We start from the raw sequence: 15,805 nt of genomic DNA on the forward strand, positions 1-15,805 counted from the left end.
GTTCCAACCCGGCTTGAGTCGGGCCGGGGCCAGGGTGTTAACTTAGCGACTGCATCGCATTCCGCCCGGAGACCTCCATGCGCCGTCCGCTGCTCGCCGCCGCGCTGCTTTTGCTCGCACCATCGCTTTTCGCCCAAGCCTACAAATGGACGGATAGCGCCGGCACGGTGCATTATTCCGAAACGCCGCCGCCGACGGGGACGAAGTTCCAGAAGATCACCACGGTAGGCACCGCCGAGCCAGTGGCCCAACCGGCACAGAACACCGAAAGCCCGGCCGAGGCGACCCCCAAGCCTGCGCCGGCCGCCCAGCCGATGGCCGATACACCGGCCAATCGCGCCAAATTCTGCGCTTCGCTCAAGTCGAACCTGGACCTGCTGCAAGGCGAAGGCCCGGTCGCGGTACAGCAAGGCGATGGACAGCAGCAGAACCTCGACGACGACCAGCGCAAGAACCAGTTGGCGACCGCACAGGCCCAATACCAGAAGTATTGCGGCAAATAACCGGCAACCGACGGCTATAATCGAGGTTTTTATACGCCGGATCCGCTCAAATGCGCCTTAGTCAATTCCACCTGGCTACCGTCAAGGAAGTCCCCGCCGACGCGGAAATCGCCAGCCATCGCCTGATGCTGCGCGCCGGCATGATCCGCAAGCTCGCCGCGGGACTGTATACCTGGAGCCCGCTGGGGCTGCGCGTCTTGCGCAAGGTCGAGGCGGTGGTGCGCGAGGAAATGAATCGCGCCGGTGCCATCGAGATGCTGATGCCCTCGGTGCAACCCAAGGAGCTATGGGAAGAAACCGGCCGCTGGCAGAAATTCGGCGGGCAGTTGCTGAAAATCAAGGACCGCAAGGAACAAGAGTTCTGCTACGGCCCCACGCATGAAGAAGTCATCACCGATTTCGCGCGTAACGAGCTGAAGAGCTACAAACAGCTTCCGGTTAATTTCTACCAGATCCAGACCAAATTCCGCGACGAGATCCGCCCACGCTTCGGCGTCATGCGCGCGCGCGAATTCCTGATGAAGGACGCCTACTCCTTCCACCTGGACCCGGCCTCGCTGGCGGCCACTTATGATGTCATGTATCAGGCGTATTCGCGCATTTTCACCCGCCTGGGCTTGACCTTCCGCGCGGTGCAAGCCGATACCGGCGCTATCGGCGGCAATGCCAGCCACGAGTTTCAGGTGCTGGCCGATTCGGGTGAGGATGCCATCGCGTTCTCCGATCAGTCTGATTACGCAGCCAATATCGAGAAAGCCGAAGCGCTTGCACCGACTCACCCGCGACCGGCTCCCACGGCGCCGCTGGAACGCGTCGATACCCCGCGCGTGCGCACCGTCGAAGAAGTGGCCACGCATCTGGGCGTACCCCCTGGCCGCGTGCTCAAGACGATCCTGGTACGCGGCAAAGAAGGCCTGGTCGCCCTGTGCTTGCGTGGCGACCACGACATCAACGATGTCAAAGCGAGCAAGCTCGCCGAACTGCCGGACGAATCGGTGCTGGCCAGCGAGGAGGAAATCCTGGCCGCGACTGGCACACGGCCGGGCTTTATCGGCCCGGTGGGTCTGCCGGCCTCGATTCCGGTCATCGTCGACCGCAGCGCGGCCGTCATGGCCGACTTCGTCTGCGGCGGCAACCGCAACGACACGCACTACGTCGGCGCGAACTGGGATCGCGATGCCTATATCGCCCGTGTAGAGGACCTGCGCCAGGTGACCGCCGGCGACCCCTCCCCCGATGGCAAGGGCCAGTTGCGGATCGCACGCGGCATCGAAGTGGGCCACGTCTTCCAGCTAGGCCAAAAATACGCCGAGGCTCTCAAGGCGACCGTACTCGACGACCAAGGCAAGCCGCAGGTCATGTACATGGGCTGCTACGGTATCGGCGTCAGCCGCATCGTCGCCGCGGCGATCGAGCAGCGCCACGACGATGCCGGCGTGATCTGGCCGGAACCGATGGCCCCATGGCGCGTTGCCGTTTGCGTGATCAATCCGAAGAATGCACCGGACATTGCCCAGGCCGCGGAATCGCTCTATAACCGATTGAACGAGCTCGGTGTCGAGACGGTCCTGGACGATCGCGGCCTGCGCCCTGGCGCCATGTTCGCCGATATGGAGCTGATCGGCATCCCGCATCGCGTGGTGGTCAGCGAACGTGGCTTGGCCGCTGGCACCTTGGAATATCGTGCCCGCCATGAAAGCCAATCCAGCCAGGTAACCCAAGAGCAATTACTGGCTTTGCTAGGACATTAAGTCCGGCAACAATATCTTTCGCAAGTTTTACAAAGAGGCCGCTTATGCGGCCTTTTTTGCGCCGCATGCAACCCGATGATAATCAGAGCGATTACCTTACAGGACATTCTGGAACCGACCGACAATTATAACCTTCGTAGTAGCCAAAGGACTTGAAAGCCGACTTTACAATCGGGTAAGGGTTCGGGGAAAATCGACCCTGCAATTGGGACGCCAATTGCTTTCAATACAAATTAAATCAAAAAGCTGTTTTTCACTCACTCACCCGGGAGTTTCAATCATGGCCGTCGATATCAAGAGCCTCAACCACAGTCAGCTCAACGATCTGATCAGCAAGGCGCAGATACGCCAGAATGAGCTGCGCAAGGAAAAAGTCGGCAAGCTTCGCGAAAAAATCCACGCGCTGATCAAGGCAGAAGGCTACTCCTTCGACGATATTTTCGGCGGCAAAGTCGCCGGCAAGCGCCGCTCGGGCGGCATCGTTGCACCGAAGTACAAGAATCCGGCCAATCCGGAGCAGACCTGGTCCGGCCGCGGCAAGCGCCCACGCTGGTTCAACGATGCGCTGAAGGCCGGCAAGTCCGAAAAGAGCCTGTTGATCGGATAATCCCGCAAGATGCTCTGCAAGAACGCCGGCCCTGCGCCGGCGTTTTTTGTTGCATCGGGGCCGTTATCGAGCCGGCGATGGGTTCGATCAAAGCGATCGCCGCGGCGAGACCAGCAAATCGCCAAAAAGCAGCCCCGCAACCAACGACACAAGCAATGTCACCAGCAACAAGCCGGTGTCCATGCCCAACTCCGTATCCCGCTCCAGCAAATACGAAACGCTGCGAAAACCTACACTTCCCGGGACGAGCAGGATAATCCCCGGCTCGCGCACCACAGCACCGGGACGGTGCATGAAACGCGCATAGACGTTAGCGAGCGCGCTGAGAAGTAAACCGCCCAGGAAAACCCCGAACGGCGCCTTCGGCAACGAGCCGGCGATTTGCCCGCCCCAGCGCGTGGCCAAGTAGCCGGCGATCACCGCCCCCATGACGGTCAGCCAATCGCGGCGCGCCGCGCGAAATGCGATAGCCCACGCAAACGCGCCGACGATCAGCGCTACGGTTTCGGTCCATACAGGTAGCGGCGCCTGGGCAAAATCGCGCGCCTGAATGCCCAGGGCAGCGCAAAGCTGGGTGGCTGCCACGGTCCCGAAGGTGAGCTTGAGCAAGGTCGAAATCGCCCCGCCCATGCGCGCCATGCCGGCCACCAGGTGCTGACTGGAAATTTCGCGGACCGCCGTGGTCAGCGCCATGCCAGGAACCAGCACGATCAAGCTGGCCAGGATCACCGATTTCAGCGCCAGCGGCACAACGTAGGCACTGACCGTAATAGCCACGGTCGTTGCCACCAGGGCGCTGATCGCCTCGCTGGCGACAGCCAGACGCGGGCGCGTCGCCGACGAAACCATGATCAGGCCGATGATCGTGCCGATGACACCGGCGACGACCAGGTCCGTCCACGCAGCGCGCAACAGCAGCGCGACCACGCTGGCGGCGGCCAGGCCATACGTCGCGATCACAGTGGCCTGGGCCTTGCGCGTATCCGGCTTGCCCAACTCACGCAATAACCGGAACCCTTCGCGCATGTCCAATTCGCCAGCGGTCACCCGGTCGGCAATGGTGTCTACTTCGCATAAACGCGCCAGATTGACGTCGCCAGGCGACAAGCGCATGACCTGGGTGACTTGGGCCAGCGCCTCTTCGCCCTTGGAAATCTCGGCGAACGACATGATGATCGCGGTAGGGCTCGACCAGACATCGGCCTGCAGGCCGAAACGCTGCGAGACACCCGTAATCGCCATTTCCAGGCGTGGCGTGGAGGTGCCGTACTGATGCAGGCGCCGCGCCAGCTCCATGACGAAGACGATGCGTGTCTGCAGCTCAGTATCTTCGAAAGACGGTCGGAACGCCTGCGGTGGACGGGCGCTCCAAGGTACGTGGGTTGGCGAGGGAATGCGGTGCATACTGCATTGTTACCGGAAGGCGCGTGGTTTTGACACCGGGCCATGCCTTCGCAACCGTCGGCATGTGACGTATAGCATCGCCCCCGGGCGCCTGGCGGCGCTTTACGACACCGCCTTGACCCTGAGCACCGTGCCGTCGACAGATTCGACCTCCACGGTCGTGCCTTGCGGTAGATCCGGCCCGCTGACCAGCCATTGGCCATCGCCGACACGAGCCTTGCCGCGCCCATTGACGATCGACTCGATCAGCACATAGCGCTGGCCGATCAACTGCTCGCCGCGCCGGTTCAGACGCTCGTCGCCCGGCTCGACACGTTGCAAGCGAGGACGCACCGCATACCAGTACACGGCACAGGAAGCAAAAGCGAGCACAACGAAAATCACGGACTGCGCCAGCACCGAGCTTTCCGGCCAAGCCAACACCACCGCACCGGTCACGGCCGCGGCGATGCCGATCCACAGCATGAAATACCCCGGCAGGACAACTTCGACGGCAATCAATACCAGCGCAAGCATCCACCACAGATAATGTACGGCGACGTTAGCAAGCATGCGCTCCCCCTTGCGTTCTCAATAGTTGCCTGGCGCGGGCGGCGGCGTACGGCGGCCGGCCGCCAGCTTTTCCTGCTGCTGGCCCAGCGACTCCTTGGCCAGCTCCGCAATGCCTGCCAGCGATCCCAGGACTCCTGTCGCTTCCATCGGCAGCAACAGCATTTTCTGGTTCGGCGAATGGGCCATTTCCTTCAGCGCTTCGACGTACTTGTTGGCGATGAAGTAATTAAGTGCGTTGACGTCGCCGCTGGCGATCGCATCGGAGACGAGCTTGGTCGCCTGCGCTTCGGCCTCGGCCAAGCGAATGCGCGCCTCGGCTTCACGGAAAGCAGCCTCCTTCCTGCCTTCGGCGGCGAGGATCGCCGATTGCTTCTCGCCGTCGGCCTTGAGCACTGCGGCCTGGCGAAATCCTTCGGCCTCAAGGATATTCGCACGCTTCTCGCGCTCGGCCTTCATCTGCCGCGCCATCGAGTCGACCAAGTCGCGCGGCGGTGCGATGTCCTTGATCTCGATACGGTTGACCTTGACGCCCCAGGGGTGAGTCGCTTCGTCGACCACGGTCAGCAGCTTCGCATTGATCGCGTCACGCTGGCTCAAGGATTCGTCCAGGTCCATCGAGCCGAGCACGGTACGGATATTGGTCATGACCAGCGCAAGGGCCGCCTGCTCGAGGTTGGATACCTCATAGGCAGCCTTGGCAGCGTCCAGTACCTGGTAGAACACCACGCCGTCTACGCGCACTACCGCGTTATCCTTGGTGATCACGTCCTGGCTAGGCACGTCGAGCACTTGTTCCATCATGTTCATCTTGCGACCGATGCCGTGCATGATCGGAATCAGAAAGTGCAGGCCCGGCGAAAGCGTGCGGACGTACTTGCCGAATTGCTCGACCGTCCATTCGTAACCTTGCGGCACGACGCGAACCGCCTTGGCCACGATGATGACGGCGAGCACGGCAATAGCCAATGCAAAGAGCTGACCCATGGTACGACTCCGTTCGATAGTTATGATGGAGTATAGGAGAGCCGCCCGGGGGACGGGGGTTAAGCCGTTGTAAGGCGAAGCAATCAGGTCGCCGGCTGGGGCAACATGAGCGTCACGCGCAGCCCGCCTTCTTCCCGGTTCGCCAGCGTGATCCGGCCGCCGTGCGCTTCGGTAATCTCACGCGCCAGCGCCAGACCCAGGCCAGTACCCGAACGCTTGGTCGAATAGAACGGGAGCAACGCCTGCGCCAATACCGTTTCGCTCATACCGGGGCCGTGGTCGGCCACTTCGATGCGCAGCTCTTGCCCGACCAGGGACAGCGACAAGGTCACGCCGTCGTCGGCACTACCCGATTCGTGTGCGTTCTTGATCAGGTTGATCAGCACCTGTTCGATCTGCGCGGCATCGAAACGACCGGGATGCTTGGGCGGTTCGCCCACCAGATGAAACTGGCAGTGCAACGCCAAGCCCTGCAAAAACTGCGTCCATTCGATCTTGACCGGTTGCGGCGCCGGCAGCTTGGCAAAACTCGCATAACCCGCAATAAAGCCGTGCAAATGGCGCGCGCGTTCGCCGATGGTGGCGAATACGCCTGGCAGGCGCTCCGTGTCGCCACGACGTGCAAGCTCGGCACCGGAATGGGCCAACGAGGAAATCGGTGCCAGCGAGTTATTCAGTTCGTGACTGATGACGCGGATCACGCGCTTCCATGTCGCCACCTCCTGGCGTGACAACTCGCGTGTCATGCGGCGGAACAGCAGCAGCCGATGCGGCCTTCCCTGCAGGCGGAAGTTGCGCTGCGACAGATGAAAAGTCTCTTCGCTGCCATCCATGTCCACAGTCAGCAAGGCATCTTCGCCGCCCAGGGCGGCGCGGCGCAGCGTCTCGGGGGTGCCTTGCAGCAGGTCGGTGAAATCCAGCCCCTGCAACGATTTTCCTTCGTTGAAAAGATGACGCGCAGCGATATTGGCATAGACCACGCGATTGCTCGCATCGGTGAGCACCAGCGCCACCGGCGTGTTCTGCACCACGGTATCGAGCAGCAACTCGCGCTGCGCCAGATTCTGCCGTTGTTCGCGCAGGGTCTGGCCCAATGTGTTGTGCATGCGGATCAGGTCGCCCAGTTCGTCGCGTCGCTGGGCGGCGATGGAAAAACTGAAATCGCCGTCGCGGTAACTTGCTACCGCTCCTTCGAGCGCACGCAGCATGCGTGCGACCGGCGCCATCACAAGATGTCCCAGCCACAATGACAATGGCAGCAAGACGACGACAGTCACGATGAAGCCGCTGTAGGGGCCGGTAGGCATCGGCACCGTCAACGAAAGATCTTTCTTCATCCAGGCGATCCATTGCGGCAGCGGCCAATGGGTCACGCCGTAGTAGATCAAAGCCCCGGCGATACCGACCATGCCCAGCAGCACGGTCAGACGCACCTGCAGGGTCAAACTACGCGCCATGCCGTCCCCTTATCTAGGCGCAACGCGCTCAATGGCATTTGGACTGCCGCGGGTCGGTCGCGCAGTTGGCGGCCGGGCGCTCGTTATCGCCAAATACGCTGTTGTCGTTGATCGCCTGCGGACGGTTCGGATCGGGCCGCACGCCATCCTGCACATGCGGTTTGGAGTCCTTGAACTTGAACGGGCTCGATTGGGCCTGGCTACCGCCCCGGCTATCGCCGTATTTCACTGTGCTCGCGCTGGCCGGCTTGCTCCAGCTGTCGCTGGCCTGGGATGTGGATTGCGCGCTGGCGACTTGGGCCGAGGCGGCAAGTACAAGAGAAGCAAGCAGAATCATCGAACGACGCATGACCGGGCACCTTTCAGCGTTGCGGATGAGCCGATCTTAGAGCCAAGGCCGCGTTGGCGCATAGGCCACAAGGGCCGGCTCATTGGCACCGCATCAAGCTTGCGCAGCCAACCCGTAACGCTCCATGCGCCGATAAAGCGCCTGCCGCGACAGACCGAGCGCTTGCGCGGCACGGCTGACCACACCATCGGCTTTATCCAATGCAGCCTCGACCGCTTCACGGCTGGGTTCGTCCAGGTTGCGCGAAGGTGCGATGGCCTGCTGGGGCAGATTGAGCAGCTCCGGAGCGATGCGGCCATCGGGTGCTAACAGGGCCGCACGCTCGATGGCGTTTTTCAGCTCGCGCACATTGCCCGGCCAGGGATAGGTCAGCAGGGCTTCTCGTGCCGCATCGGTCAGCTCCGCGCGACCGTCGAGGAAATGCTCGGCCAGCGGCAGGATGTCATCGATACGCTCGGCCAGCGGCGGCAGGTTCACTTCGATGACGTTGAGGCGGTAGTAAAGATCTTCGCGGAAGGTTCCCGCACGAATCATGCTCTTCAGATCGGCATTGGTCGCGCTGAGCACACGCACTTTGACCTGACGCGTGCGCCCCGAGCCCAGGCGTTCGAACTGTCCGGTCTCCAGCACGCGCAACAGCTTGACCTGGCCAGAGAGCGGCAGGTTGCCGATTTCATCCAGGAACAAGGTGCCGCCGTCGGCCATCTCGAACCGGCCCTCGCGCGCCTTGTTGGCTCCGGTATAGGCACCGGCATCGGCGCCGAACAGCTCCGCTTCGATCAATTCGCCCGGCAGAGCACCGCAGTTGACCGCAATGAACGGACCGCGCTTGACCGGCGAATTGGTATGCACGATGGCCGCGATGCGTTCCTTGCCGGCGCCATTGGGTCCGGTGATCAGGACCGGCACTTCGGACCGGGCCACCTGACAAGCCAGTTCCAGGGTCCTGGCCATCGGTTCGGAAGCGAACACCAATCCGTCCAGGTCATAGCGGCGCTGAAGATCCTCACGGCGCTTGCGTCGCTCGTTGCGTGCCCGGCTGACCTCGCGGGTGGATTCGGACAGCTCCAGGAGGTTTTCCACCGTGGCAAGCAGCTTGGCATCGTCCCAGGGCTTGGCCATGTAATCGGCCGCGCCGGCCTTGACGAGCTCCACCGCGGTTTCCAGGTGAGTCCAGGCCGTCAGCAGAATGACCGGCAGATCGGTGTGTCGCTGGCGGATCGCCCTGAACAGCGCCACGCCCTCTTCGCCGGAAGTGGTATCGGCGGTGAAGTTCATATCCTGGATCACCACATCCACCCGCTCGCGCTCAAGCATCTCCAGGCCTTGTTCCTGGGTGAGCGCCACCAGCGGCCGAATCTCGTGCAGCGAAAGCGCCAGCGAGAGCGCCTCGCCGACGGTAGGGTTGTCATCGATGATCAGGACAGTTCGCATTCGTCGTCTGCACATGTGGGCATAGATGCGTACCTATGCCGAATGGTTTAAAGAGGAGGCCCATAACTGGACGACCGGTAGAGCGTAAAGGGAAAACTGCCGGAGAAGACCGAATCGGCGCGCCTTTCCGCTTTACTGGCCTCAAAGTAGCCGGCCTCGCCCTTTACGGACCACGCCGGCTACCGACTTTACCGCACTCTCAGACCGAACGCGTCGCCACCACAGGCGGCACCCGCGAAGCACGTAGCGCCGGGCCGAACACCGCGACCTGGCCCAATAGCCAGAGTGCGACGGCGCCGACCGGCAGATAGGCAAGCGGCATGCGGGGAACTTCGTAAAAGCGCATCAGCACGAGGTTGAGCACGAACGCCATAACCATGCCCACAGCGATACCGCCGCCGACAATCAGGAAGTTCTCAGTCTGGAAATAGCTCAGGATATCGCTGCGCCGTGCGCCGATCGCCCGGCGTATGCCGATCTGCCGGCGGCGCTGCTGCACCCAGAAGCTCGCCAGGCCGACGATCCCCAGCGCCGTGACGAGCATCATCGCCACAATAATGCCGCAAAGAATCCCTGCCATGGCGCGTGTGCTGGCGAAGTAAGCATCGCGCAACGCGCTAAGCGTATCGGTATAAGTCTCGTCGATCACGACCTCCGGAGCGAGGCGCTCCGTTGTATCGATCGCCGCGCGCAGTACTTTGTCCCGATTGAACGGCTCCGTACGCATCACGAAGACCGTTCCCACTACCTGCTCTCCGGTGATGAGCGCTGTATTGTACAAGGCCGTCGGTTCTGGATTGGGCCTTATCAAGTCGCCGATCAAGCCGACCACCTGCCGCTGCGCGCCATCGGTGTACAGCACCTGCCCGAGCGGCGCTTTTCCTGGCCACACGCTTTGCGCATACGAGCCTGTCATCAGGATAGATGGCCCGGAAGGCAGGAACGTGTCCGAGCGCGCCTCCTCCGCATCGCCTAGCCAGCGGCCGGCGACCAGATGCAACCCCATGGTCGCGACGAAATCGTTGTCGGCCACGTAGAAGTGACCTTCATGGTTATAACGCGGATCGTCCATATCGCTGCGAAATCCCATCTCGCCCGTCTGCGCGGTGAATGGCACCGCGTTGGTCATACTCACCGACTCCACACCGGCAATGCCGCGCAGCGCCTGTTTGATACGCAAAAGCGTATCGGGAAGCAAATCCTTACCATTACTCTTGAGTGTCAACACGACCAGATGCGTCTCGTCCACGCCCGATGCCTTCCGCATGAGATCCAGGCGGTTGCTCAGCATGAACAAGGCATTGCACAGTACCGCGCACGCCAGCGCGACCTGCAGGCCGATCAGCATGGTCGCGATGCGGTGACGTCGCAGCGCGGCAAGAATGGGTTTGACATGAATAGCCATCGTCAAGTCACCTTGATTTGCAGAGCTGGCGGAACGCGACTTGCGCGGATCGCGGGTAACAGGCCTGCCGCCATGCTGGCACCGATCGCGAGCATGAGCGTCAGCACGAGCATGCCCGGATCGAGCGTGGCAAGGTCCGCATAGGCCACCTTTTGCTGTCGCACCAGCCAAAGCCCGACCCAGGAGAGCAACAGACCGCCCAGTCCTCCTACCGCCCCCACCGTACCGGCCTCGACCAGGCATTGCATGAAGATGTCGCGACGCGACGCTCCCATGGCCCGGCGAATACCGATTTCCCCGCTACGTCCAAGGAACTTGACCAATAACAGGCCGACCGTATTGCAGATGCATATGGCCAGGAACCCGAAGGCCAGCCACGTTTGCAGCTGCACGTCCTGCGGCACCACACGGCTGAAGTCGAGCCATTCCATCAGCGACATCATCCGAATATTCGGAGCATGGTCGAAACGCCCCAAGGCGCGCTGTTCGGCATCGTAATGCGCCAGATATTCGCGGTAGGCGGTGCGCTGCGCCGGGCTGTCCAATTGCACCCATAATCCGACCCATTCGCACTTGGCGGCGTCCATGTGCTTCAGGTCGACATCGCCCCAGCAGTTGAACCAGTCGAATTGCGATTGCGCATCCAGGGCGGTGGGCAAGGGCATCATCACTCCTTGCGGCGGCTTGTAGAAATCGCTCGTATCAGCAGCGGCGTGCCCACCGGCGATGCTATAAAACCGCGGCGACGGACGCCATTTATCCAATACACCGACGATACGCAGGTCGTTACCGTCAATGCGGATCGTCTGTCCGACGCTATTGGCGCCTCCAAACAGATGCCGGTTGAGATCGGCATCGATCACCGCCACGCGTGCGCGCGCTTCTTCGTCTTCCGGTCTCCAACCGGCGCCGTACTTGAAAGGCACATCGAACATGGGAAAGAAGTCGCTGGTCGTCGCCAACGCTTCGATCATCATCGGCCGTTTGCTGGATTGCTCCGGCTGCAGCTTGACAATGGCTCCGGCGACCATCGTCTGCCGCGTGGCTTTGTGGCCGCTCCAGAGATCTCTTGCACTGATGTAGTCAAGAAGGTCGGCCGGATGGCTGCGCACCATGCTCTTGCCAGTCTCCGCATCGAGCTGCGGGTAATACAGATGCGAACTACGCCCAGGCAATGGATCGCCCGAGAGTAGGTACATCACCGTCATCGTCGTCATGCTCGCGCCGATCCCGACCGAAATGGCGACCACCATAAGGACGGTCAGCACACGGTTCCGCTTGAGGCTACGCAGTGCCAGTTCGAGGTAATAACCAAACATGCTTGGGTCTCTCCTTCTCAAGCGGCTCGGGTTGCCACAACAGGAGGGACTTCCGACGCGCGCATCGCAGGCCCAAGTACAGCCACCTGCCCCACGGTCCACAACGCCAATGCTCCGATCGGCAGATAGAAACCGGGCATCCGCGGCAATTCGTAATGCACCATCAAGAACAGGTTGATGCCATAGGCGAGCACCATGCCCAGACCAATTCCCATCGTAGCCAGCAAAAAGTTTTCGGTCTGGAAATAGCGCAGGATATCGGCACGCGTGGCTCCCAGCGCACGCCGCACACCGATCTGCCGGCGACGCTGTGCTACCCAGAAGCTGCCCAGGCCGACAATGCCTAGCGCCGTGACCACCAGCAGAGCGACACACACGCCGACCAGCAGGCCGGTCATGGCGCGGTCGTCCTGAAAGAAACGCGCTCGGATATCTTCCATCGTGTCTTTCTTGAGTATCACTCGATTGGGATCGGCAGCCTTGAGTTTCTCCACCGCCGCCTTCAAGACGCGATCCCGATCCTCTGGCACGGTGCGGATCAGGTATTGGCCGTCCGCCACCCGAACCGGCATGATCAGCGAATACTTCGCATAGGCATCGTTCCAGATCGCCGGCCTGACCAGATCCTTCAGAACGCCCACCACATAGAGCGGCGTCTTGTCGAAGTAGATCGGTTTGCCCAGGGGATTCTGTCCCGGCCAAAGGCGATCGGCCACAGCCTGGGTGATCACGATCGACTTGGGCAGGGCCTTGTCGTCGCCTTTGGACAACGCGCTCGTGACGACGTTCAGGTCCACATATTCATCGGACCTCAGGTTCCGCCCGGCGGCAAGTTGCACGCCTAAAGTTTCAGCGATATGGGTGCCGTAGTAGGTCGTCGCATTGAGCGCCGACTTCTTTTGATTCGGATCGGTCTTGATACCCGTGTTGTTCGATTCATTACCGAATGGGACCTCGTTGACGGATGCAACCTCAGTAACGCCCGGGATCTGCCGCAGCAAAGCCACGTCTTCCGAATCGCGGGGATATTTCTCTTCGGACGTGCCACCGATGCTCGCCAGGCGCACGCGAACGAGCTCCTGTTCGGCCACGCCGCTGGTCATGTGCATGCGTTCCATGCGCTGAGCGATCAGGAACACTGCGTTGCAAACGATCGCGCATGTCAAGGCGACCTGCAGTATCAACAATGTAGCGGTGATCTTGTGCCGCCGCAGCGTCGATAGAATCGGCAGAATATCCATGAACGGCCTCACTGACTCTTCAGTTGAAGGGCGGGCGCGATCTGGCAAGCACGCCAGGCGGGCAGCAGACCCGCACAGACGGCGCTGAGCACGGCCAGCATGAACGTAAGCATCAACATGTTGATATCCAGATGAGCCAGCGAGGCATAGCTGGACGGTTGGCGACGCACCAGCCACAGCCCCCCATAGGCAAGCAGTAACCCGCCCACACCTCCGGCAAGACCGATCATGCTCGACTCCACCAGAAGCTGCATGAAGACATCGCGCTTGGAAGCGCCAAGCGCACGCCGCACGCCCAGCTCGCCCGCGCGCCGCAGAAACTTGGAAAGCATCAGACCCACCGTATTGACCAGACAGACCAGCAGAAAACCCAGTGCAAGCCAGGTCTGCAAACGCACATCGCCAGGCACCACCTGCTTGAAGTCCAGCCACTGCATGACATTCATCAAGCGCACATTGGGTTCGCGCTCGAAGCGTCCCAGGCGCTTCTGCTCTTGCGAGTAATGCACCAGAAACTCCTTGTATGACGCCACCTTCGCCGGATCATTCAGTTGCACCCAGAATTGCATCCATACGCAAGGAGCCGTTTCGAAGTGGTCGGCGTCGCCGCCACTACCCCAGCAATCGGTCGATCCCATCAAAGGCAATTTGCCGTCGCGCGAGGTCGTCAAAGGCAAGAAGACATCCTCGGCTTCGGCATAATCCCCAACGTTCAGATCGTAGAAATGCGGGTTGACACGCCAATCGCCAAGCACGCCGACGATCTGGAATCCAATGTCATTCATGCGCAACGTCTGGCCCGTGCTGTCTTTGCCACCAAACAGCTTGTCGTTGAGCAGCTTGGAGATCACCACCACGCGTGCCTTGGCATCGTCCTCGCGCGCGGTCCAGCCATGCCCGTACTGAAAAGGTACGTCGAACATGGCAAAGAAATCCGCAGTGGTGTAGCGGGCGTCCGTATAAAAGGGATCGATCGCCGACTGCGTTGGCTGTATCGGCACGGCGCCCCCGGTCATCAGGGCCTGGCGGTCGGCGCGCGCCGCATGCAACAAGTTCATTCCGTCGATCCAGGTGACCTGCTCTGCCGGCGGCCTGCCCGGCTCATAACCATCCAGGGAGAAAGGGTCGATCTGGGGATAGAACAGCGACCCGCTGCGCTGTGGCAATGGATCGCCCGATAGCACGTGCAGCACCGTAAGCGTGGTCATACTCGCTCCGATACCCAATGCGATGGCCAGGACCATCAAGGCCGTCAACATGCGGTTGCGTTTCAGACTGCGCAACGCAAGATCCAGGTAATACCCGAACATAGAGTTCCTTCCCCCACTTAAGCGCAAATAGCGGAATCGTCATCAGACCGAGCGCGTCGCCTCGACCGGCGAAACCTTGGACGCACGCATGGCTGGGGCCAGTACCGCTGCCTGGCCGAGAAGCAGCAGAACGATCACGCCCGACAGCACATACATCGTCGGCAAGCGCTGCATCTCGAAGCGCGTCACCAACCAGAGGTTCAGGCCAAGTGCCAGCAATATCCCGAGCAACGCACCGCCACCGCTGATCAGGAGATTCTCGGTCAGGAAATAATTGAGGATATCTCCGCGCGTCGCGCCCAATGCACGTCGCACGCCAATCTGTTTGCGGCGCTGCCCCACCCAGAAACTGGTCAAACCGACGATACCCGCTGCGGTGATCGATAGCAGGACGACGCAGACAATACCCATCAGGACGGCCATGCCGCGATCGCGATCGTAGGCCTCCTGACGAATCTGCGAAAACTTCTTGATGCCGTAATCGCCATTGATGATGCGCATCGGGTTCTGCGCCATCAGCGTCTTGGCCAGCTTGCCGATGACTGCATCGCTCTGCCCGGGTTGGGCGCGGACTAGATAGTAGTTGCCCCAGTCGGACAATAGCCGGCGCGGCAGGAGCGTCGTTTGCGACGCGAATGCAGCGGCCCAGCGGTCGACGCTGTGCGGCTGCAGGACATCGACGATACCGACGATGACCGTCGGATTCGAACCGTCCAGGTAGAAGGTCTTTCCCAATGCCGAACCGCCAGGAAAAAGCCGGTCGGCCAATGCCTTGGTCACGATAGCCGAAGGCGGATCGAGCTTGTCGCGTACATCCATGCCGGCGATCTCGTCCGGACGGAAGTTGCGACCGGCGATCAAACGGGTCCCGACGGTATCGATGAAATGCTCGTCAGAGAAGAACAACGCCGTCGAAGTGGTCTTCTTCACCTGGTCGGGCTTCAGCATGATGTAGTCATCCCAGCCGTTGCCGCGCAACGGGTAGGCATTGGAAATCGTAGCCTCCCGTACGCCGGGAATCTGACGCAGTGCTGCCAGATCGGCATTGACCTGGGCCTCGACCTGCTGTGTTCCCATCGGCTGAACCCATTCGTTGTTCACGACAATAAGGTTGGCCTCGTCCACGCCGGTGGGTTGCGATAGATGCGAAAGACGCTGCTGAATGATCGAGAAAGCATTGCAGATGATCGCCAGCGTCAATGCGATCTGCAGGGCGATCAACACGGTGCCGGCCTTGTGGCGATGCAGCGCAGTGAGAATGGGGCGGATCTGTAGCATAAGGATCTTCCTCAATTCGACTTCAGCTGCCAGGCGGGCTGTACCTGCGCCGCCTTCCAGGTCGGGTAGAACGCTGCAACGACCGTGGCGACTATGGCCACCAGCAAGGTCAAGGCGACCAGGCTCAGATCGAGATGCGCCAGCTGGGCTATCTGCGGCGTAAAAATGAGCCCCACGCCGAACATGCCTGTGGCGGTGAATATCAATCCAA

Annotated in this window: 14 protein-coding genes and 1 pseudogene; 3 read left to right on the forward strand and 12 right to left on the reverse strand. The window is 61.1% G+C overall.

Annotated features, from left to right (window positions below):
• Window positions 1–77: 77 nt before the first annotated feature.
• The 3 genes from VIM98_RS13195 to VIM98_RS13205 all read left to right on the forward strand — a co-directional run bounded on the left by VIM98_RS13195 (window position 78) and on the right by VIM98_RS13205 (window position 2,861).
• Window positions 78–503 (forward strand): DUF4124 domain-containing protein, encoded by a 426-nt coding sequence (locus tag VIM98_RS13195; RefSeq protein WP_331993573.1) that lies wholly within the window; start codon window positions 78–80, stop codon window positions 501–503.
• 50 nt (window positions 504–553) lie between these two features.
• Window positions 554–2,254 (forward strand): proline--tRNA ligase, encoded by a 1,701-nt coding sequence (locus VIM98_RS13200; protein WP_331993574.1) that lies wholly within the window; start codon window positions 554–556, stop codon window positions 2,252–2,254.
• A gap of 280 nt (window positions 2,255–2,534) precedes the next feature.
• Entirely contained in the window at window positions 2,535–2,861 is a 327-nt protein-coding gene (locus VIM98_RS13205; protein ID WP_331993575.1) for an H-NS histone family protein, read from the forward strand.
• Window positions 2,862–2,948: 87 nt separating this feature from the next.
• Here the strand turns inward: VIM98_RS13205 and VIM98_RS13210 are convergent, their stop codons facing one another.
• From VIM98_RS13210 to VIM98_RS13265, 12 genes and pseudogenes are all read right to left on the reverse strand, one after another.
• Complete coding sequence (locus tag VIM98_RS13210; RefSeq protein ID WP_331993588.1) at window positions 2,949–4,157, reverse strand: threonine/serine ThrE exporter family protein; 1,209 nt, start codon at window positions 4,155–4,157, stop codon at window positions 2,949–2,951.
• 210 nt (window positions 4,158–4,367) lie between these two features.
• On the reverse strand, window positions 4,368–4,817 hold the full coding sequence (locus VIM98_RS13215) for an NfeD family protein (protein ID WP_331993576.1): 450 nt from the start codon (window positions 4,815–4,817) through the stop codon (window positions 4,368–4,370).
• Window positions 4,818–4,835: 18 nt separating this feature from the next.
• Window positions 4,836–5,801, reverse strand: coding sequence for an SPFH domain-containing protein (locus tag VIM98_RS13220; protein ID WP_331993577.1), 966 nt, complete (start codon window positions 5,799–5,801; stop codon window positions 4,836–4,838).
• Window positions 5,802–5,884: 83 nt separating this feature from the next.
• Complete coding sequence (locus VIM98_RS13225; RefSeq protein ID WP_331993578.1) at window positions 5,885–7,258, reverse strand: sensor histidine kinase; 1,374 nt, start codon at window positions 7,256–7,258, stop codon at window positions 5,885–5,887.
• 28 nt (window positions 7,259–7,286) lie between these two features.
• Window positions 7,287–7,607, reverse strand: a complete 321-nt coding sequence (locus tag VIM98_RS13230) for a hypothetical protein (protein ID WP_331993579.1) — start codon at window positions 7,605–7,607, stop codon at window positions 7,287–7,289.
• Between the two features lie 93 nt (window positions 7,608–7,700).
• Window positions 7,701–9,041: a sigma-54 dependent transcriptional regulator gene (locus tag VIM98_RS13235; protein WP_331993580.1), complete on the reverse strand. Its 1,341-nt coding sequence runs from the start codon at window positions 9,039–9,041 to the stop codon at window positions 7,701–7,703.
• Between the two features lie 199 nt (window positions 9,042–9,240).
• Entirely contained in the window at window positions 9,241–10,446 is a 1,206-nt protein-coding gene (locus tag VIM98_RS13240; RefSeq protein ID WP_331993581.1) for an ABC transporter permease, read from the reverse strand.
• A gap of 2 nt (window positions 10,447–10,448) precedes the next feature.
• Window positions 10,449–11,765, reverse strand: a complete 1,317-nt coding sequence (locus VIM98_RS13245) for an ABC transporter permease (protein WP_331993582.1) — start codon at window positions 11,763–11,765, stop codon at window positions 10,449–10,451.
• A 17-nt stretch (window positions 11,766–11,782) separates the two neighbouring features.
• Window positions 11,783–13,006, reverse strand: a complete 1,224-nt coding sequence (locus VIM98_RS13250) for an ABC transporter permease (protein WP_331993583.1) — start codon at window positions 13,004–13,006, stop codon at window positions 11,783–11,785.
• 8 nt (window positions 13,007–13,014) lie between these two features.
• The gene (locus VIM98_RS13255; RefSeq protein ID WP_331993584.1) at window positions 13,015–14,316 is read right to left on the reverse strand and encodes an ABC transporter permease; all 1,302 of its coding nucleotides are present in this window, start codon (window positions 14,314–14,316) and stop codon (window positions 13,015–13,017) included.
• 42 nt (window positions 14,317–14,358) lie between these two features.
• Entirely contained in the window at window positions 14,359–15,594 is a 1,236-nt protein-coding gene (locus tag VIM98_RS13260; protein ID WP_331993585.1) for an ABC transporter permease, read from the reverse strand.
• Between the two features lie 11 nt (window positions 15,595–15,605).
• Window positions 15,606–15,805: pseudogene (locus VIM98_RS13265) on the reverse strand (ABC transporter permease); the annotation flags it as partial.

Source organism: Dyella sp., from assembly GCF_036568765.1.
Lineage (GTDB): Bacteria > Pseudomonadota > Gammaproteobacteria > Xanthomonadales > Rhodanobacteraceae > GSA-30.